General features: G+C 72.8%; 13 protein-coding genes. 6 read left to right on the top strand and 7 right to left on the bottom strand.

Annotated features, from left to right (window positions below):
- Nucleotides 1-64 precede the first annotated feature (64 nt).
- The 5 genes from recQ to ACWGIF_RS16375 all read left to right on the top strand — a co-directional run bounded on the left by recQ (nt 65) and on the right by ACWGIF_RS16375 (nt 5,411).
- Entirely contained in the window at nt 65-2,092 is a 2,028-nt protein-coding gene (recQ, locus tag ACWGIF_RS16395) for a DNA helicase RecQ (RefSeq protein ID WP_453497240.1), read from the top strand.
- 185 nt (nt 2,093-2,277) lie between these two features.
- Complete coding sequence (mraY, locus tag ACWGIF_RS16390; RefSeq protein WP_453497237.1) at nt 2,278-3,345, top strand: phospho-N-acetylmuramoyl-pentapeptide-transferase; 1,068 nt, start codon at nt 2,278-2,280, stop codon at nt 3,343-3,345.
- A gap of 76 nt (nt 3,346-3,421) precedes the next feature.
- Nucleotides 3,422-4,045 carry an NAD(P)H-dependent oxidoreductase gene (locus ACWGIF_RS16385; RefSeq protein WP_453497234.1) on the top strand — a complete coding sequence of 208 codons (624 nt, stop codon included), beginning with the start codon at nt 3,422-3,424 and terminating at the stop codon, nt 4,043-4,045.
- 124 nt (nt 4,046-4,169) lie between these two features.
- On the top strand, nt 4,170-4,610 hold the full coding sequence (locus ACWGIF_RS16380; RefSeq protein WP_453497232.1) for a hypothetical protein: 441 nt from the start codon (nt 4,170-4,172) through the stop codon (nt 4,608-4,610).
- Between the two features lie 42 nt (nt 4,611-4,652).
- Nucleotides 4,653-5,411, top strand: a complete 759-nt coding sequence (locus tag ACWGIF_RS16375) for a hypothetical protein (protein WP_453497229.1) — start codon at nt 4,653-4,655, stop codon at nt 5,409-5,411.
- A gap of 85 nt (nt 5,412-5,496) precedes the next feature.
- Here ACWGIF_RS16375 and katG read toward each other — a convergent pair whose 3' ends face one another.
- The 5 genes from katG to ACWGIF_RS16350 form a co-directional block, all read right to left on the bottom strand.
- Entirely contained in the window at nt 5,497-7,719 is a 2,223-nt protein-coding gene (gene katG, locus ACWGIF_RS16370) for a catalase/peroxidase HPI (RefSeq protein ID WP_453497226.1), read from the bottom strand.
- Between the two features lie 289 nt (nt 7,720-8,008).
- On the bottom strand, nt 8,009-9,571 hold the full coding sequence (locus ACWGIF_RS16365; protein WP_453497223.1) for a mucoidy inhibitor MuiA family protein: 1,563 nt from the start codon (nt 9,569-9,571) through the stop codon (nt 8,009-8,011).
- A gap of 7 nt (nt 9,572-9,578) precedes the next feature.
- Nucleotides 9,579-11,693 (bottom strand): DUF4139 domain-containing protein, encoded by a 2,115-nt coding sequence (locus ACWGIF_RS16360; RefSeq protein WP_453497220.1) that lies wholly within the window; start codon nt 11,691-11,693, stop codon nt 9,579-9,581.
- Between the two features lie 109 nt (nt 11,694-11,802).
- Nucleotides 11,803-12,039: a hypothetical protein gene (locus tag ACWGIF_RS16355; RefSeq protein WP_453497217.1), complete on the bottom strand. Its 237-nt coding sequence runs from the start codon at nt 12,037-12,039 to the stop codon at nt 11,803-11,805.
- A gap of 126 nt (nt 12,040-12,165) precedes the next feature.
- Nucleotides 12,166-13,704, bottom strand: a complete 1,539-nt coding sequence (locus ACWGIF_RS16350) for a hypothetical protein (protein ID WP_453497214.1) — start codon at nt 13,702-13,704, stop codon at nt 12,166-12,168.
- A 263-nt stretch (nt 13,705-13,967) separates the two neighbouring features.
- On the opposite strand from ACWGIF_RS16350, the gene ACWGIF_RS16345 reads away from it, so the two are divergent.
- On the top strand, nt 13,968-15,443 hold the full coding sequence (locus ACWGIF_RS16345) for a hypothetical protein (RefSeq protein WP_453497211.1): 1,476 nt from the start codon (nt 13,968-13,970) through the stop codon (nt 15,441-15,443).
- Nucleotides 15,444-15,494: 51 nt separating this feature from the next.
- Here ACWGIF_RS16345 and ACWGIF_RS16340 read toward each other — a convergent pair whose 3' ends face one another.
- Together ACWGIF_RS16340 and ACWGIF_RS16335 are read right to left on the bottom strand one after the other, a co-directional pair.
- Nucleotides 15,495-15,929 carry a hypothetical protein gene (locus ACWGIF_RS16340; protein ID WP_453497208.1) on the bottom strand — a complete coding sequence of 145 codons (435 nt, stop codon included), beginning with the start codon at nt 15,927-15,929 and terminating at the stop codon, nt 15,495-15,497.
- A gap of 152 nt (nt 15,930-16,081) precedes the next feature.
- The gene (locus ACWGIF_RS16335) at nt 16,082-18,208 is read right to left on the bottom strand and encodes a PIG-L family deacetylase (RefSeq protein WP_453497205.1); all 2,127 of its coding nucleotides are present in this window, start codon (nt 18,206-18,208) and stop codon (nt 16,082-16,084) included.
- Nucleotides 18,209-18,663: the final 455 nt, after the last annotated feature.

Genomic DNA, 18,663 nt, shown 5'->3' with positions numbered 1-18,663 from the left:
GGCGCCGTCCACAGGTCCTGGCGGACCGAGCCGGGGTGTCGGCGGGTGCCGTTACGCTTCGTGAATGGCCCTTTCGGACGCGTCCCCCGAGATCTCGGATGCCGTGCAGATGCTGCACCGCGTCTTCGGTTACAGCTCCTTCCGCGGCGAGCAGCAGGAGATCATCGAGCAGGTCGTCGACGGCGGTGACGCGCTCGTGCTGATGCCGACCGGCGGCGGCAAGTCGCTCTGCTACCAGATCCCGGCGCTCGTCAGAGACGGTACGGGCGTCGTGATCTCGCCGCTCATCGCGCTGATGCAGGACCAGGTGAACGCGCTCACCGCCCTCGGGGTACGGGCCGGATTCCTCAACTCGACGCAAGACCCGTACGAGCGGCAGGCCGTCGAGCAGGCCTTCCTCGCCGACGAGCTGGACCTCCTCTACCTGGCCCCCGAGCGGCTGCGCACCGAGTCCACCCAGCGGCTTCTCGACCGGGGCAAGGTGTCGCTCTTCGCGATCGACGAGGCGCACTGCGTCGCCCAGTGGGGTCACGACTTCCGGCCCGACTACCTGGCGCTGTCCATGCTGCACGAGCGCTGGCCGAAGGTGCCGCGGATCGCGCTGACCGCGACGGCCACCGAGGCCACCCACGCCGAGATCGTGACGCGGCTCGGTCTGGAGGACGCCCGGCACTTCGTCGCCAGCTTCGACCGGCCGAACATCCAGTACCGCATCGTCGCGAAGAACAACCCGACCAAGCAGCTGCTGGAACTGATCCGCACCGAGCACGAGGGGGACGCCGGAGTCGTCTACTGCCTCTCGCGCGCCTCGGTGGAGAAGACCGCGGCCTTCCTGGTGGAGCACGGCATCGACGCCGTGGCCTATCACGCCGGCATGGACTCCCGCGCGCGTGCGGCGAACCAGGCGCGCTTCCTGAGGGAGGACGGAGTCGTGGTGGTGGCCACGATCGCCTTCGGCATGGGCATCGACAAGCCGGACGTGCGCTTCGTGGCCCACCTCGACCTGCCGAAGTCGGTCGAGGGCTACTACCAGGAGACCGGCCGGGCCGGCCGCGACGGCGAGCCGGCCACGGCGTGGCTGGCGTACGGCCTGCAGGACGTGGTCCAGCAGCGCAAGCTCATCGACGGCTCCGAGGGCGACGAGGTGCACCGCCGCTCGCTCGGCATGCACCTGGACGCCATGCTCGCGCTGTGCGAGACGGTCGACTGCCGCCGCGTGCGGCTCCTGGAGTACTTCGGGCAGTCGGGCGGGCCGTGCGGCAACTGCGATACGTGTCTGACGCCGGCCGAGTCCTGGGACGGGACGGTCGCGGCGCAGAAACTGCTGTCCACGGTGTGGAGGCTGGCGAAGGAACGCCGCCAGAAGTTCGGCGCCGGCCAGATCATCGACATCCTTCAAGGCAAGAAGACGGCCAAGGTCATCCAGTTCGACCACGACGCGCTCTCGGTGTTCGGCGTCGGGTCGGACCTGAGCACCGCGGAGTGGCGCGGCGTCGTGCGCCAGCTGCTGGCGCAGCGACTGCTCGCGGTGGAGGGGGACTACGGGACGCTCGTACTGACCGAGGACAGCGGCGAGGTGCTGGGCGGGCGCCGCAGCGTCTCCCTGCGGAAGGAGAAGGCGGCCGCCGCGCTGGCCCGCAAGGAGTCCGGGGCCCGCTCCGGCAAGGGTGCCCGTGTTCCGGTCGACCTGCCGGCCGCGGCCGAACCGGTCTTCCTGGCCCTGCGCGCCTGGCGGGCGGCGACGGCACGCGAGCAGGGCGTACCGGCGTACGTCGTCTTCCACGACGCGACGCTGCGGGAGATCGCGACACGACTCCCCGCCACGGTCGAGGAGTTGGGCACGGTCGGCGGTGTGGGCGAGGCCAAGCTCACCAAGTACGGCCAGGGCGTCCTCGACACCCTGGCGGAGTGCAACGCCACCGGAGCCCCCGCAGCCGCACCTGCGCCCGCTTCCGCCTCCGCGGCCGAGTCCGGCCCGCCGGCCCGGACCCTCGCGCCGCCCGTGCCGGCAGCCCGGCCTGCGCCGACGGACGCCGACGAGCCGCCCTACGACCTGGACGAGATGGATCCGCCCTGGGACGACTGGGAGTAGCGGTCCCCGCGACGGCCGTCCGGAGGGGGCGTGGCCGCGCCGCCCTCCGGTGCGTTCTCATAGGGGACGGGCAGCCCCCACGAGGCCAACCCGGCACACCTGCATAGGGTGTTGGCCGGGGCCGTCGTCAGGACCGGCGAAGCAGGCCCCTGCGGAAACGTAGCCGAGGGGGAGACAGCCGTCCGATGAACCAGATCCTGTTCGCCGGGGCCATAGGCCTCCTTCTGACCCTGATCGGCACCCCGCTGCTGATCAGGCTGCTGGCTCGCAAGGGGTACGGGCAGTTCATCCGGGACGACGGCCCCCGCGGCCACGCCGGGAAGAAGGGCACGCCGACGATGGGCGGCATCTCCTTCATCCTGGCCACGCTCGCCGCCTACGCCCTGACCAAGGTCATCACCGGCGAGCGCGTGACCTATCCGGGTCTGCTGGTGCTGTTCTTGATGGCGGGCATGGGCGTCGTGGGATTCCTGGACGACTACATCAAGATCGTGAAGCGGCGTTCGCTGGGCCTGCGGGCCGGGGCGAAGATGTCCGGCCAGCTGATCGTCGGCACCCTGTTCGCCGTGCTGGCCGTCCAGTTCGCGGACGAGCGCGGCCAGACCCCGGCCTCCCTGAGGCTGTCGTTCGTCACCGACTTCGGCTGGACCATCGGGCCGGTGCTGTTCGTCGTGTGGGCGCTGTTCATGATCCTGGCCATGTCGAACGGGGTGAACCTGACGGACGGTCTGGACGGTCTGGCGACCGGCGCCTCGGTCATGGTCTTCGGCGGGTACACCTTCATCGGCCTGTGGCAGTTCCAGAAATCGTGTGCCAACGCGACGACGATGGCCGACCCCGGCTCCTGCATGGAGGTCCGCGACCCGCTGGACCTGGCCGTCGTCGCCGCCGCGCTCATGGGCGCGTGTTTCGGGTTCCTGTGGTGGAACACCTCACCTGCCAAGATCTTCATGGGCGACACCGGGTCACTCGCCCTCGGCGGCGCCCTGGCCGGCCTGGCCATCTGCTCGCGTACGCAGCTGCTGCTGGCCGTGTTGGGCGGCCTGTTCGTCCTGATCACCCTGTCGGTGGTCATCCAGGTCGGCTCGTTCAAGATGACCGGCAAGCGGGTGTTCAAGATGGCGCCGCTGCAGCATCACTTCGAACTCAAAGGCTGGTCCGAAGTCCTGGTCGTGGTCCGCTTCTGGACCATCCAGGGGATCTGCGTCCTCGTCGGCCTCGGGCTCTTCTACACGGGCTGGGCGGCGAGCTGAGCGACGCCGCCTCACGAAAAGGGCTGACCCGGGACGCGCGCGTCGGCCATGCTGAACGCGAACGGATCAGTGGCCGATGACGGCTGGTGTGGACGGGGGACGGATCATGCGCATAGGGGTGTATCTCGCACACCCGAGGCCGGGGAGCTTCAACCACGCCGTATCCGATGCGGTCGTGGAGGAGCTGCGCGGGCGGGGGTGCGACGTGCTGGCGCACGACCTGTACGCGGAAGGATTTCCACCGCTGCTGTCCGCCGTGGAGACGGAGACAGTCCGGTCGGCGCCACGGCCCCCCGACCCGCAAGTGGCGCTTCACCGGACCGAGGTGGCGACCCTCGACGCCATGGTGTTCGTCCACCCGAACTGGTGGGGGATGCCGCCCGCCGTCCTGGCCGGCTGGGTGCAGCGCGTGCTCGTGCCGGGCGTCGCCTACAAACTGGGCACCGCGGACGGCGAGCCCGCAGGGCTTCTCAAGGCCGGCAAGGCCCTCGTCCTGAACACCTCCGACACGCCCGCCGACCGTGAGGAGACCGAGTTCGGCGACCCGCTGCAGAGGATCTGGTCGGCATGCGTCCTGCCGTACACAGGCGTCGCCGACGTACGCCGGGTCGTCTTCCGCACGGTCACCGACTCCACCGGCGAAGAACGCGCGGCCTGGCTCGCCGAGGCCCGCCGACAGGCCACGGCGCTCCTGCCCTGAACCGGCGACGCCGGCCGGACCGCTACCGGATCCACCCCCGGCGCTCGGCTGGGCCTCGGCGTGCATGCGTCACAGGTCGGTCACAGGCCCTACCCGGCATCACGAACCCGGCAAGCATGGCGCGATGCGCACCCACCACGTCGCCTCCCTGCTCGCCGCCGCCGGACTTCTCGCCCTCACCGCGTGCGGCCCGGTGGCCGGCACACCCGCGACCGACACCAAGCCCGCCACCACGGCGCCCGCAGCACCGTCCGCCCCCGCCGCGGGGAGCAGCAGCGCCGGTGCGCCTCCGAAGGCGCCCCCGCCCCCGTCGCCGGTCAGGTCGGCCGGGGCCACCGTGGCGGTCCCCGACTTCGTCGGCCAGGTGCTCCAGACCGCCCAGGACGGTGCCCAGGCCCAGGGCTTCTACCTGCTCACCTCGCACGACTCCCTCGGCAAGAAGCGGAACCAGGTCCTCGACCGGAACTGGAAGGTCTGCAGCCAGACGCCGGCCGCCGGAACGAAGGCCGGCACGGACACCCGGCTCGACTTCGGCACGGTGAAGCTCGAAGAGGCCTGCCCCTGACCCTTCGGATGTGGTGACGGAGGCAGCCCTTAGCCTGAGGTCGTGCAGGATGACACGGGGTTCCGCGTGGGCGATGTGCTGTCGATCGCCTGCCCGTTCGAGGAGACGCGGGTGGAGCGTCTGAAATGGGACTGTCTGGCGCTGGAATGGCCGTGGTGGCAGGTGGACCCGGCAAGCGAGTTCATCCACTGGAACGGGATCGTCGCACTGGGGGTCGACGCACGCACCTGTGTCTGGGACGAGATGGAGGTCTTCCGCACCGACCCGGCGCCCGAGTATCTGGAGGCAGGCGACGTGTGCAGGGTGGGTGTTCCGCCGACCGTCGTGCACGTGACCGCCGTCGAGCACTTCGATCCCCCGCAGGAGACGGGTTGGCTGCCCCGTCCACGTTCGTCCGTAGTGGTGCTGCCCCGCGGCCTGTCCTGCCGTGAGGTTCCGGACGACAGCCATCTCAACGGCCTCGGCTACGAGCTGCACCCGGACAACGGAGTCCCCTTCACTTTCGACCTGCTGTTCCGGCCCTACTCGTTCCTCCAGCCGGGCGACGAAGTCGCCGACGCCGCAGGGCGGGCCTGGCGGTTCGACGGTCCTTGGGACTGGTACGCCTTCGACGGGGAGGCAGACGCCGACGGCGCGCCCGCGTGGCCTCTGGTCCTCCTGACCCGCTCTGGAACGCCGTGCACCCCGGAGGCCGCCACGGCGGTGGCCGGTTCCACGGCGACCGGTTCCCATCGGGAGACCCTCGCGCGCTGGACCCGTTGCGCCGACGCCACCCCCGTCCGCCTCGGTACGTCCGTCTAGGTACGTCGGCCTCGGTGCGTCGGCCTCGGTACTTCCGCCGATGACGGCCCCGGTCGGCCGGGGAGCGGCCGACCGGGGTGGCGGATCAGGTGAGGTCGAACCTGTCGAGGGTCATCACCCTGTCCCAAGCCGCCACGAAGTCACGCACGAACTTCTCTCCCGCGTCCTTGGACGCGTAGACCTCCGCGACGGCCCGCAGCTGGGAGTGTGCGCCGAAGACGAGGTCGACGGCGGTGGCGGTCCACTTGACCTCGCCCGTGGAGGGGTCCCGGCCTTCGAACACGTTCTCGTCCGACGTCGACACCTTCCACTCCGTGCCCATGTCGAGCAGGTTGACGAAGAAGTCGTTGGTCAGTGCCTCCGGCCGCTGCGTGAAGAGCCCGTGCCGGGACTGCTTGAAGCCGGTGTTCAGGGCGCGCATGCCGCCGGTCAGCACCGTCATCTCGGGTGCGGTCAGCGTCAGCAGGTTGGCGCGGTCCAGCAGGAGGGTCTCCGGCGACAACTTCTCGCCCGCCTGCAGGTAGTTGCGGAACCCGTCCGCCCTGGGTTCGAGTACCGCGAACGTCTCCACGTCGGTCTGCTCCTGCGAGGCGTCCGTGCGCCCCGGTGCGAACGGGACCGTGACGTCGTGCCCGGCGTTCTTCGCGGCCTGCTCGACGGCCGCGCACCCGCCCAGGACGATCAGGTCGGCGAGCGAAACCTTCCTCCCGCCGGCCTGTGAGGAGTTGAAGTCCTGCTGGATCCCCTCGAGGGTCCGCACGACCTCGGCCACCTCGGGCACGGCATTGACCTCCCAGTCCTTCTGCGGCGCGAGCCTGATCCGCGCCCCGTTGGCCCCGCCCCGCTTGTCGGTGCCGCGGAAGCTCGCGGCCGACGCCCAGGCGGTCGTGACAAGAGAGGAGACGGACAGTCCCGAGGCCAGGATCCTGCCCTTGAGGTCGGCGATCTCCGCGTCCCCGACCAGTTCGTGATCGACCGGGGGGACGGGGTCCTGCCACAGCTGCGGCTCGGGGACCCACGGGCCGAGGTAGCGCGAGAGCGGTCCCATGTCGCGGTGCAGCAGCTTGTACCAGGCCCTGGCGAAGGCGTCCGCGAGCTTGTCCGGGTTCTCGTGGAAGCTCTTCGAGATCGGCGCGTAGACCGGATCCAGCTTCAGCGCGAGGTCCGTCGTCAGCATCATGGGGGCATGCCGCTTCGAAGGGTCGTGGGCGTCGGGCACCGTGCCCTGGGCCGACGGGTCCTTGGGGGTCCACTGCTGCGCACCGGCCGGGCTCCTCGTGAGCTCCCAGTCGTAGCGGAACAGGTTGTCCAGGTACCCGTTGTCCCACTTCGTCGGCTCGGAGGTCCACGCGCCCTCAAGCCCGCTGGTGATCGTGTCGGCGCCCTTGCCGCTGCCGTGCGAGTTCCGCCAGCCGAGGCCCTGCTGCTCGACGGGGCAGGCCTCCGGTTCCGGACCGACGTACTCGGGGTCGACCGCACCGTGGCACTTGCCGAACGTGTGGCCGCCGATGATGAGCGCGGCCGTCTCCTCGTCGTTCATCGCCATGCGCGCGAACGTCTCTCGAATGTCCCGGGCGGCGGCAAGCGGATCCGGGTTGCCGTTAGGTCCTTCCGGATTGACGTAGATCAGTCCCATCTGCACGGCGCCGAAAGGACCGGTGAGTTCCCTGTCGCCGCTGTAACGCTCATCTCCGAGCCAGGTGTCCTCGGGCCCCCAGAAGATTTCCTCGGGTTCCCAGATGTCCTCTCGACCGAAGCCGAATCCGAACGTCTTGAACCCCATCGATTCCATGGCGCAGTTACCGGCGAATACCAGGAGGTCGGCCCATGAGATCTTCCGGCCGTACTTCTGCTTGACCGGCCAGAGCAAACGGCGCGCCTTGTCCAGGCTCGCATTGTCCGGCCAGCTGTTGAGGGGGGCGAAGCGCTGGGCGCCGGATCCGCCACCGCCCCGGCCGTCGGCGATGCGGTACGTTCCCGCCGCGTGCCAGCTCATCCGGATGAAGAGGGGCCCGTAGTGGCCGTAGTCGGCGGGCCACCAGTCCTGTGACGCCGTCATCACCTCGAAGACGTCCCGCTTCAGCGCGTCGACGTCCAGGGTCGCGAACTCTTCCGCGTAATCGAAGTCCTCGCCCATCGGATTGGACTGGGGCGAGTGCTGGTGGAGAACCTGGAGATCCAGCTGATTCGGCCACCAGTCCCGGTTCGTCCTGGGGCGGGTCGGCGCAGGGGCCGGGGCGGGGATTGCTGGGTTCTCGCTTTCGCTGCCGGACACGTCTGTCCTTCTTCCTGTCTCGGTGTGACCCATCCTCACGAACGATGCCGATCTCGATCGCGCATCGGCGTCCGTATGGTCGCGCACCGCAGAGCGCACCGCTACGAGAACACGCAGGGCGCCGCCGCATAACCGGCAGGAGAAGTCCGGAGACATTTGCTACGGGGCCCGATCGTGGCGAATTCAGCGGTCGGTGAGGGGTGCGGGAAAAGGCGGCATCGGTGAAATCGTCCGATGATCATCCTTGCCGGAGCGGGGTGACGGGGTGACAGGCGGGAGCGGATCGGTTCACGAAGACGCGGAGGCGGGCGGACCGCCGAGCTCAGAGCCCGGCGACCTTCGCGCTCGCCGACAGTTCGTAGACCAGGGTGACCGTGCGCTGGCCGCCGGGCGGGACGGCGATGTCCCAGCGGACGATGCCTTCGGCGTCGACCTCCTCGGGCATCGGGGAGCAGACGTCCTTCCGCAGGCGTACCTCCACCGCCGACACCTCGGAGACCGGGATCCGTTCGCGGAGGACGATCACCCGGTCGCCCTGCTCCCCGGGGGCGGAGAACCGGGACAGGTGCAGCCGGACCGTGCGGGTGACCACGGTCCGCTGCGTGATTCCGGCGGAGTCGCGGGACTCCTCGGTCTCCCGGACCACCGCGTGGTCGTCGCAGCTGCCGAAGGCGAGCTCGACGAGGGCACCCGGAGCGGTGAAGTCCAGCGTGCCGCGGCCGCTGAATCCGCTGCCCCGGACCAGGTCCACCGGCCCGGCGAGCAGCGCGTGACCGGACCGGTTGCCGAACCGCACCACCTGCGTGACCAGCGTCGACACCTCGGGCGAGCAGGCGTACTCGCTGCTCGCGGCCGTGGTGAAGGCGGAGATCGGCACGCGGTGGGCGCGGCCGTCCCCGGGCACGGAGACCGGCGCGGGTGAGTGCAGTACGCGCGCCTCGCCGCCGTCGTCCACTCCCGGCAGGCCGAGCACCGGGGCCGGACCGAGGGCGCCGATCTCCTCCTCGCGCAGCTCGACGTCGACGGTGCGGCGCTCTGCCGCCGAGCGGTCCTGGAGCGTCAGCCGGTCCTCACCCAGCCGTGGCGGCTCGGTGGCCAGCGCCGAGCGGGCGGTGGACAAGGTCAGCCGTACGTCCGACCAGTCCTCACCGGTGCGCTGCCAGACCACCGCCTCGGTCTCCAGCGTCAGGGCGTCGCCGTCGAGCACCGCCCGGTAGGCGGGCCGCCACAGCGCGCAGGGGGTGAGGTGGCTCAGGCGCAGCTCGGCCGGCCCCGCGGCAGCGGCCTCCACGGTCAGCTCGATGTGGCCGACCAGCTCGGCGGGCTCCTCCTCGGAGAGGTGCACGGCCTGCTGGACTTCGCGGAGTTCCGCGGCGAGGGTGGTCAGCCGGGCCTCCACGGTGCGCAGTTGCTCGCCGTGCGTGTCGCGTTCGTCGTCCACCCGGTCCAGTTCGCGGGCCCAGCGGGTCCGTTCGGTCTCCCCGGAGCCGGCGCCCTCGCCGATCTCGCGCAGCAGGTCGGCTGCGAGGCGTCCGAGCAGCGCGAGGCGTGCGTGCAGTCGGTCGCGTCGTCGCCCGAGGGCCAGCCGCTCCTCTTCGAGGGCGTGCACGCGGTGGCGCAGGGCGGAGTCCTCGTCGGCGGACGGCAGTGGTCCGCGCGGCGTCCAGCTGCGGACGATCCGCACGTCGAGCACGGTCGTGGGGGAAGCGGCGGTGAGCTCGGCATGGAGGGTCCGGTCGACGGCCAGCGCACTGACCGGCCCGAGACGCAGTCGCTGGACACCCGCCTCCAGGTCGAGCACGACGGCGCGCTCGACGTGGGCGCGGTCCTCGAGGCACGTGACGGCGGTGACGGGGAGGGCGATCGGCTGAGGGGCCGTGGACATGGGTGCTTCAGCTCCTGCGGTTGCCGCCGGCCAGGGCCTTGCCGGTCGGGATGCGGATCTCGTAGCCGCCGTCGAGGGCGGCGGTGGCGCCCGCGGGCAGCTCCAGCCGCCAGACGCGGGTACCGGGGGCATGGTGCTCGGGGCCCGTGCCCTCCTCGGGCGCCGTCCAGTCCGTCCGTTCCTCGATCCGGACGTCCGGATCGGAGGTGACCGGCACCCGCTCGCGGACCTCGACGGTGACGGACCGTGCGAGCCGGTTCGCCAGCTCCACGTGGACGCGGTGGTCGAGCACGGTGACGTTGTTGCGCAGGCCGGAGGTCGACTCGCGCACGTTCGTACGGCGGGTGACCCGGATGCCCTCGGCCGGCCCGAGCCCCACCCGGCGGACCCCGCCGGGGGCGAGCGTGGGCAGTGCGGCGGTCAGCAGGAAGTCGTCGTCGACGACGACCTCCACCGGGCCGGCCAGCAGGGCCTGGTCGGTGGCGTTGGAGAGCACCAGCGTCGCGTACACGGTCTGCTCGGCGGACGGCACGCAGAGGTATTCGGTGCGCAGGCCGACGGGGATCTCGGCGACGGTCACGGTGTGCCACGTACCGTCCGAGGGCACGTCGGCGCGGGCGGCGGCGTCGAAGCGGTGGTCGAAGGAACCCGCCGACTCGCGCGGCCGCACGGCCCGCCCGGGCAGCGGCAGCGCGGCCACCGCCTCGGCGCGGCGGCGGTGCTCGGCCGCCACCGGGTCGGAGGGGGAGCCGGGGAACAGCCGGCCCCTGCGGCCGCCCCGCTCGTCGGGGCCGCACAGGACGAGGCCGGCGTAGTCGAGTTCGGCGCCGCTCGGCCGCGGGGGACCGGTCACCGGTGCCGGAGGGGGTGGCGACACGGCCCGGCCGGAAGCCGCAGGAGCCCCGGGTGCCATGGGGGCGGGGGCACCCGCGAAGGACCCGGCGCCGCTGCGCGGCCTGGCGGCCGGTGCCGAGGTGGCCTGCGGTGCGAGGGCGGGCATCGCTCCGCCGTACGGGTCCGGGGAGCGGCCGTCGACACCTCCGGGCATCGGGAACGCGGTCGGAGGACCACCGTAGCCCTGCGGTGCCGGCGGCGGGGGAGGCGGCGGTGGCGGAACGGGACCGGGCGGGGGGCCGCCCGCGGCTGCCAGGCGTGGGGAGGCGGCGCCGACGGCTGTGGGTGCCGAAGTCGGGGCAGGGCGCGGGCCGGCCGCCTCGTAACCGGAGAACAGGTCGGCGAGCCCGGGCGGAGCCTCGCGCCAGCCGGAGGGCGCGGGGGCGGGCTGGCGGCGTCCGATGCGGATCGAGCGGAGCTTCGGCAGGTCGGTGCGGCGCCGGAGATCGGCGGTGGCCAGGGCGATGCGGACACCGGTCCAGTCCTCGCCGGTCCGCTGGGCGACCGAGGCGCGCAACACCAGGCGGCCGCCGCCGTCCCCCTGACGATGAGTGAGCCGGTACGCCGGCACCCAGACGGCGCCCGGCACCCCATACTCCAGTTCCAGCTCCACCTCGGTGTCACCGGCGCCGTCGAGGGTCAAGGCCGCGCTGACCGTGGTCTCCACGTGCGCTGACGGTACGTCGGTGGACGCGCGGGCGAGCCGGTCGGAGGCGACGGCGAGCTCGTGCCCGACGTCGCGCAGCGCCTCCTCCAGCTCGACGAGGCGGGCGTGCAGCCCGCTCAGGCGCTCGTCGACGAACTCGGCGAGGTCCAGCCACGCATCGACCGGGGTGCGGCGGTGCGGGTCCTCGGGGCTGCGCTCGGGGGGGACCGGGTGGAGCGCCCTGACCTCCTCGATCCGGCTCAGCTGCCGGTCCCGGCGGCCCAGCGCCGCCGCGTACGCGTCGCTCAGCCGTTCGACCTCGCGCCGCACCGCGTCGGGCGTGTCCGTGCCGGGCGGTCCGGCCTCGACTTCCACACGGGCCTCGGTGACGCGCACCCCGGGGGCGCCCACCACTCGGGCCCGCAGCGAGCCCGGATCCAGTGAGCGGGGCAGCCCCGTCACCCGTACCCGGCCGTCAGAGGGCACGATGCCCCGTGCCAGGCGGCGGCAGACCGCGCCCTGCGCGTACACCACGACCGAATCGAGGGTCGCCCCCCACCTCTGTTCCGTCTGCGCCGTCATATGCCCCGTCCCCCTGCCCCGTCCATGCTGAGCGAAGCCTACGCCCGCACGGTCGGCGCATCGAGTGGCGGCGCTGCGGCCGGCGCCCTGTGCGCGTGCCGCCGGGCCGTCAGTGGGCGCCCCAGTGGAACCTGCCGCCGCCGACCCACCGGACCTCGCCCGGGTCGTCCAGGTCGTGAATCGTGATGCCGGCGGACGCGGCGGTCAGGATCACGTCCGTCATGGACGTGGCGGTGCTGACCATCTCGCCGTCGATCTCCACGATGCGGAACGGCGGGTCACCGGGCTGTACACCCAGGACGGTGACCCGTGCCCCGGACATGTAGGGAATCGAGCCTTCGGTCATGCGGAGATCGCCTCCACGTACGTCGCCGTGCCGCGCGGCCGCAGTGTTGGGCGGCGCATTCAGACAGGATGGCCCAGCTGCGGTGTTCGCGCGCGCGGAGGGCGCGGTCGCAGGTCGGCGGCTCGCTCAGCGACGGTGGATCCGGTCGACGCCGTACCACTTCGACACGCACGCGGCGACCCAGTCCCGCTCGTAGCTCCGCGTGAAGAAGGGCTCGGCGAGACCGCCGATGTACAGGGGCCGGTACCCCACGTCCCTGGCGCCCCGCGCCGCCTCGGCCCGGATGCGGGCGTTCTGGGCGTCCCAGGCCACGGAACGGGCCACCGTGGTGGTCGTGAGCCGCTGGACGTCCGGGACGAGAACGGCCACCGAGGCCAGCGCGAGGCAGCCCGCCGCCACGCTTCCGGTCACGAGGAGCGCGTCGCCGGTACGACGGGCCGAGAGCCACCGGCCGCCCCACGCGCCGAGGAGTGCGCCGTAGCCGCACAGCGCCAGCTCCATCGGTACGAGATAGCTCGTCCACGTACGGGCGTACGTCCATCCGCTCGGTCCGTAGCCGCTGCGCAGGCCCACCACCACCGCGAACGACCCCAGGAGCACCACGGGCACCGGGAGCAGCAGCACGGCGGTCAGCACGCTGCGCGGGACGGTCCGCCGCGGCTCCCGCTTCCCGGCCCCGGGCCCGCGGAACCCGCAGGCCAGGCCCAGGAGGACGCCGACGGCTGCGGCTCCGAGGTAGGCCCACTGGCCGGTGACGGAGTCCCACATGTGAAGCCAGTCCTCCCAGGTGGCCCCGAGTTCGTCCGCCGAGAGCACGGATGCCCGGTCCGGCTGCTGGGCCCGGCGCCACCGGGCCCCCGGGGAGGTGTAGAGGACCACCAGACCGCTCACGAGGCCGGAGCACCAGAGCATGCACCAGGTGAACGGACGCCAGTTCCGCGCCAGGCGCAGGCGGGGCAGGGAGAGCAGCCCGACCCCGGCGGCGAGCAGCCCGCTGACGAGCGCGAACGGCTCGCTCAGGGTGCCGAGTCCGAAGGCGATGAGGAACGCCGAGGCGAACCCGGCCACGCGGACGGCGGTGCGGGGCCGGCGGACGGTCCGGACGGCCAGCAGGAGCGCCCAGAGGCCGATGACGCTCGGAAGGGTGTGGGAGATCGTGGCGGGGGCCCACAGCAGCACCTGATAGCCGTGGGTGCCCGCGAAGTAGAGCAGCGCCTGCACGACCAGGGCGCAGGCGGTCAGCACCAGCACCCGGGGTCTGCCGCCGAGGAACCGTATGAAGTCGCGCCCCAGCAGGACCAGTCCGGCGGTGAACGAGACGGCGATGACCGTCGGCAGGATCTTGGTCCCGGCCAGTCCGTCGCCGTAGACGATTCCGCTCAGGAGGGCGTTGGCGATCCTGCCGTTCTGGGTCGTGTAGAAGTCGGACGTGATGCCGAGGACGCCGAGGTCCCGGGACTTCCACGCGGCGCACCAGTCGTCGGACGCGGGCCGCACGTACAGGCCGAGGAAGCATCCGACGGCGATCAGGGCTCCGGCCGCCGCGACGAGCGTCGCTCCGACCACGGGGAGGAGCCTGCGCAGGAGCGGGCGGCCGCCGGGTTCCCGGTCCACCGGGGGGGAAGGGGTCAGGACGTCCTCGCCCCCGATCGCAGCAGTGCTCATTCACCACCCCTTCACAACGGGGCCCGCCTGACGGGCGGCCGGCGAGCCCGCCGCCCGCGAGGACCGCAGGGCCCGCGAACACCCATGATGTGCACGGTCCGCCGCCACCGGCATCCCGGGTGCGCCAGGACGGGTGCCGCCACCCGTCCTCGGGAACCCCCTGCTCACCCGGGCGGCGGGTGTGCCGTGGCAGGCTCCGCACGGCTCTTCCAGGATGGGGAATCCAGGTCCGCGCGTCCGCAGGCCCTGCGGAGGGAGTGGCGATGCCCCGTACCCTGCTCGGCCGTTGGGCGGTCGTCACGGCGGTCCTGGCGAGCGTCGCCGTTCCGGTGTGCACCGCGGGCGGCCATGCCGGGCGGCACACCGGCGCGGCGCGGCCGGCGCCCGTCCGGCCCGCGGGCCACCAGAGCCGTGCCGAGGCCGCGCGTCATCACGCGCCGCAGTCGATGGTCGCCGCCCCCACCGTCGGTCTCCTGGCCAACACGACCACCGCCGAGGGAGTTCCGCCGTCCGTCGCCAAGGGCGCCCGGTACGTCGAGCGGAGCAACGTCCTGCGGCTGGCGTCCGGCCGGTGGATGTACCTTCCCGCCGCCGGGAAGGCGGCGGCCGTGGTCGCCCCAAACCATCCGCCGGCGCGGCGGCAGATCGCGCAGAGCCGCGCCTGGCTGGCCTCCGGGCGGGTCCCGGGCAGATCGCCGGCCCAGCGCGCGGCGGCCGAGCGGGCCCTCCTGGCCATGCGCGCCCTGCTCCGGCCCAACGGCGCCATGGCGGCGGGGTGGAGTCCCGGCTGGAAGTACTCCTGGCCCCGCGACTCCAGCTTCGCCTCCGCCGCGTTCGCGCACACCGGCCATGACGCCGAGGCCTACCGGATCCTGCGCTACAGCGCTGCGACCCAGCGCAAGGACGGCACCTGGGAGGCGCGGACGGAGCTCGACGGATCCAGCCCGCCCGACGGCAGGCGGTGGCAGCTCGACGCCAACGGCTGGGTCCCCTGGGCCACCTGGCAGTGGTACCGGACGGCCCCCCAGGCCACCCGCCGGGCCCGGCTGGCCGGCCTCTACCCGATGGTCCGCAAGGCCGCCGACCACGCGGCGCGCACCCTGCGGGCGGACGGGCTGCCCCCGGCCTCCCCGGACTACTGGGAGCTGATGACGTCCACCTCGAACATCGGTACGGCCGCGCCGCTGCTCGCCGGGCTGAACGCCTCCGCGGACCTCGCCCGGGAGACGGACCGGCCGGACGACGCGGCGCGCTGGGCCCGGGCCGCGCGCCGGCTCTCCTCCGGGATCTCCGCGCGGTTCGACCCCCTGGGATACCAGCGCACCGTCGACGGACGGCACGGGCGCGACAGCGCGGTGGCGTTCATGGCGCCCCCGTTCAACGCGGCCCCCGCCGGCCTGACCGAGGCCCTGGACTCCACGTACCGGGCGCTGCTCCTGCCCAATGGAGGGCTGACCCCCGGAAACGACTCCTCGGCGCCCTGGGGCGCGACCGCCTGGACGCCCAGTACGACGTTCTTCGCGCTCGCGTGGGCCTCCACGGGTAAGCCGGCGAAGGCCGGACAGGTCCTGGACTGGGTCCTCTCCAAGCGGAACTCGCTCGGCGAGCTGCCGGAGAAGGTGGACAAGGCGGGGCGGCCCTCCTCGGTCGCCCCCCTGGCGTGGACGGGCTCGATCGCCGTCCTGTCCCTCGTGGCCCTCGACGGCACGGAACTCCCCACCCCGCCCCTGACGCCGTAGCGGCTCCCCCTGCGAGGGCGCCGTGGTGTGCACCGGGAGGCGGTGCAGGTCTCAGACGGGCCGTGTCCCGTCACCCGGCGGGGGAGCGGTGCGGACCCTCTTCAATGCGGTCAGGAGGTGCCGATAGGCGAGCCGTTCGGCCGCCACCGCCCGCGCGAGGGGCAGGTGGTGCGGATCACGGAGTGACCGCGCCCGTGCCGCGGCCGCGAGGCGGCGTGTCCTCGCCCGGTCCACCTCGATCCTGGCACCGACGTACGCGTCGTCCAGCAGCCGGTGGTCGAGGATCTCGGCGAAGGCCCGCCCCGCCAGGGCGTCGAGCCGGTCGAGGTGGCCGGCGCAGCGCTCGGGGTCGGTCCCGGCGCACCCTTCCTCGAGGGCCCGGGACAGCGATCCCAGGGTCGCCCCGAGCTCCGGGTACCCCCAGGCCGGTGCGGTGTCGTTCCTGCACCCGGTGGCCATGGTCATCAGCACGGCGAGGCAGGCCACGGCGCGGACCGTTCCCGGGCGCCCGCGCCCGGATATGCAAGCGCGCCCGGTGGTGCAAGCGGTCATGGGAGCCCCGATCGCCGGTCAGGTGGTCGGGAGCCGGCCTCGGCCGGGCACCGACGTGGTCCGGCCGCCATCGTCGCCCGCGCCGGTCAGCCCTGCCACCCGGAGCCCGCGCGTCCGGCCTGCGCGGTCGTGGAGGGCGGAATCGCCCGGTGCCACGGGGCGGACGGCGGGAGGCTGCCGAGCGGCTCGGATCCGGTCGGGGGAGCCGTCGTGATGTGCAGGCCGGCGTCCAGGCCGAGGGCTGCGGCGAGGGCCGTGCCGTCCGGTGCGGCCACGGCCGCCGGTGCGCCCGTGAAGAGCATCTGGGACTCGTACCAGGACGGCCCGTCGCCGGGGCCGGACACGCCGACCGTGCCCGCGCCCGCGCGCCCGGCGAGCAGCCGGCCCGCGACGCCGACGGCGCCGTAGCCGCCCTCGCCGCCCGCCTCGGCGACCGGGGAGAACGCCGGCGCGGTCCCGCCCGCGGTGGCCAGGCTCGTACAGACGGTGCCCGTGCCGGGGCGGCGGAAGTACAGGCGGACGCCGTCGTCCTGCGGGCTCGCCGACAGCGGACCGGTGGTCGCGGGCAGCCCGGTCGGGAAGGGGCCGCTGAGCGGGGCGTCCGGTGACGGCTGGACCCACGCCAGCACGGTCCGGGCCGTGGCCGCGTACACGTGGCGCCGCCCCGCCCCGTCGGTCGCGGTGACCGGCTCGCCCTGGAGTCCGGCGCCGCCCAGGGCCTGCCACGCGCCGAAGGCGCCGTCGGGGGCCGCCTGGGTACGGGCGCGCAGGCTACGCCCGGAATCGCGTACGTACACGGTCATGCGGCCCGTGCGGTCCACGGCGACGGACGGGGCACTGATCGCCGAGGTGCCGGATATGTCGTCCGTGTCCGGGGTGCCCAGCGACTGCCACGGGCCGAAGGCGCCGTCGGGCGCCGCCTGGACGGCGTACACGAGGCCGCGCCCGTACTCCTCGGGTACGGCGCCCAGGGTGGTGCGGGTGCCGAAGACGGCGATCCTGCCGTCGGGGAGCCGGACCGCCGTCGCGCCCGTGTCGAACCCGGAGCCGGGGAGGAACCGGGGCCCCTGCCACGGCGCCTTGGGCCCGCTGCGCGACCAGTAGGCCATCCGGCCGTCCAGGACCGCGAAGGCCGACAGCCTGCCGGAGGAGCCCTCGGCCAGCCAAGAGGTGCCGTCGCCCCGGCTGTAGCGGATGGTCTGGCTCCATCCCGCCCCCGCGGGCCGGGTCGCGGTCTTGCGGTCGCCGCACCCGGCGGGGCTGCCGCACCAGTCCTGGTGGTCCGTCCAGGCGTAGGTCTTGAGGTACCCGAGCTTCTCCTCGGCCGCCTGCGGGTCGAGTGTCGGGGGCAGGGAGCTGTTGGGGTAGCTCACGTAGTTCTGGACCGCGAAGTGCGGCCGGTCCGCGGACTTCGCATAGCGTTCGGCCGCGGCCTGCACGAAGCGGGCGCCGTACATGTGGTCCTGGTGGTCGAGGAAGCCGCTGCCGCCCTGCGACCGGCCGGGCGTCGGGTCCTGCGTCCGTATCGTGGTCGGCCGGTACATCGCGAAGACCTCCGCGATGGCGTCCACGGCCTGCTCCCTGGTGTACGAGAACCACGGCTTCACCGGCGTCCCGGAGGCCAGCTGGGCGCCCAGGGCGGAGACCCTGCCGTCCCACAGGCCGCGGAGGCTGTCCGGATTGTCGCCGGAAATGCTGCGGGCTTCGCGCAGCTGCATCCACACCAGGTTGACCTCGGGCCTGGCGACGAGGACGTCCACCTCGGCGCTGCCCCCGCCGACGGTGGGCACGGACTTGCGCTGCCAGGCGCTGGTCCGGTCGCCGGTGGCCATCTGCGCGTAGGCGGCCCGTATGCCGTTCTGCCGGGCTTCCGCGTAGGCGGCGTGGTCGGCGGGCTGCTCGGGGTCCGTCAGGTGCGGGCTGTGGGCCTCGTTCCTGCCGTCGGACTCGCCGGCGGTCAGGTAGACGGTGGCGACCTTGACGCCCTTGGATATGGAGCGGCTCACGTCGGGGTTCATGAAGAACAGGTCGTCGTCGGGATGTGCGACGACCTGGAGGACCGTGCCCTCGGTCACACTCGGGCGCAGGACCGCCTCGGGGGCCGCCGGCTCCTGCGCGCTCCCGTATCCGTAGGCCCAGGTCGTGACTCCGGCGGCGCCGACGGTGAGTGCGGCGAGCAGGGCCGCGAGGCGGGTGCGGCTGGCCAGGGACATCGAGAACGCCTTGAGGATCGGTCCGGTGCGGAAGTCCGCCGAGGGGGAGTCGGTGCCCCGATGGCTCCACCACATTCCGGAGACGACCGGGCCCGATTATGCCTCGCACGTTTGTGCCTGACACACCATCAAGGGGCATATAAAGGTAAACCAGTTGAATGCGACGTATGGGCGACTTGTACCATTTCGCGGCACTTGCGCGGCGGGCCCGAAAGCCCGGAAACGGCGCGCTTGCCGAGGTCGGCGGACGTGGCCGCCCAACGGCCGGGGCATGGCGGTGTGACGGACCTCTCCCCCCGAGTCGCGGCCCTGACGAAGACGCGGCGGGCGCAGGAAGTGCGCAGGCACACAGAAGCGGCCCGCCGGAAGGAAACCGACGGGCCGCCCCGACGCCTTCGACCGGAAGGCGCCGATATGCACCAGGCCGACGAGACCGAGACCTCTTACAGGGCCGA

Source organism: Streptomyces sp. NPDC054849 (assembly GCF_053610945.1).
Note: the sequence above shows the minus strand (reverse complement) of the source record. Positions and strands in the feature narration are given on the sequence as shown.

Coding starts and splice junctions, on each gene's coding strand:
- recQ (WP_453497240.1), top strand. CDS start 65: ATGGCCCTTTCGGACGCGTCCCCCGAGATCTCGGATGCCGTGCAGATG.
- mraY (WP_453497237.1), top strand. CDS start 2,278: ATGAACCAGATCCTGTTCGCCGGGGCCATAGGCCTCCTTCTGACCCTG.
- ACWGIF_RS16385 (WP_453497234.1), top strand. CDS start 3,422: ATGACGGCTGGTGTGGACGGGGGACGGATCATGCGCATAGGGGTGTAT.
- ACWGIF_RS16380 (WP_453497232.1), top strand. CDS start 4,170: ATGCGCACCCACCACGTCGCCTCCCTGCTCGCCGCCGCCGGACTTCTC.
- katG (WP_453497226.1), bottom strand. CDS start 7,719: ATGGGTCACACCGAGACAGGAAGAAGGACAGACGTGTCCGGCAGCGAA.
- ACWGIF_RS16365 (WP_453497223.1), bottom strand. CDS start 9,571: ATGTCCACGGCCCCTCAGCCGATCGCCCTCCCCGTCACCGCCGTCACG.
- ACWGIF_RS16360 (WP_453497220.1), bottom strand. CDS start 11,693: ATGACGGCGCAGACGGAACAGAGGTGGGGGGCGACCCTCGATTCGGTC.
- ACWGIF_RS16355 (WP_453497217.1), bottom strand. CDS start 12,039: ATGACCGAAGGCTCGATTCCCTACATGTCCGGGGCACGGGTCACCGTC.
- ACWGIF_RS16350 (WP_453497214.1), bottom strand. CDS start 13,704: ATGAGCACTGCTGCGATCGGGGGCGAGGACGTCCTGACCCCTTCCCCC.
- ACWGIF_RS16345 (WP_453497211.1), top strand. CDS start 13,968: ATGCCCCGTACCCTGCTCGGCCGTTGGGCGGTCGTCACGGCGGTCCTG.
- ACWGIF_RS16335 (WP_453497205.1), bottom strand. CDS start 18,208: ATGTCCCTGGCCAGCCGCACCCGCCTCGCGGCCCTGCTCGCCGCACTC.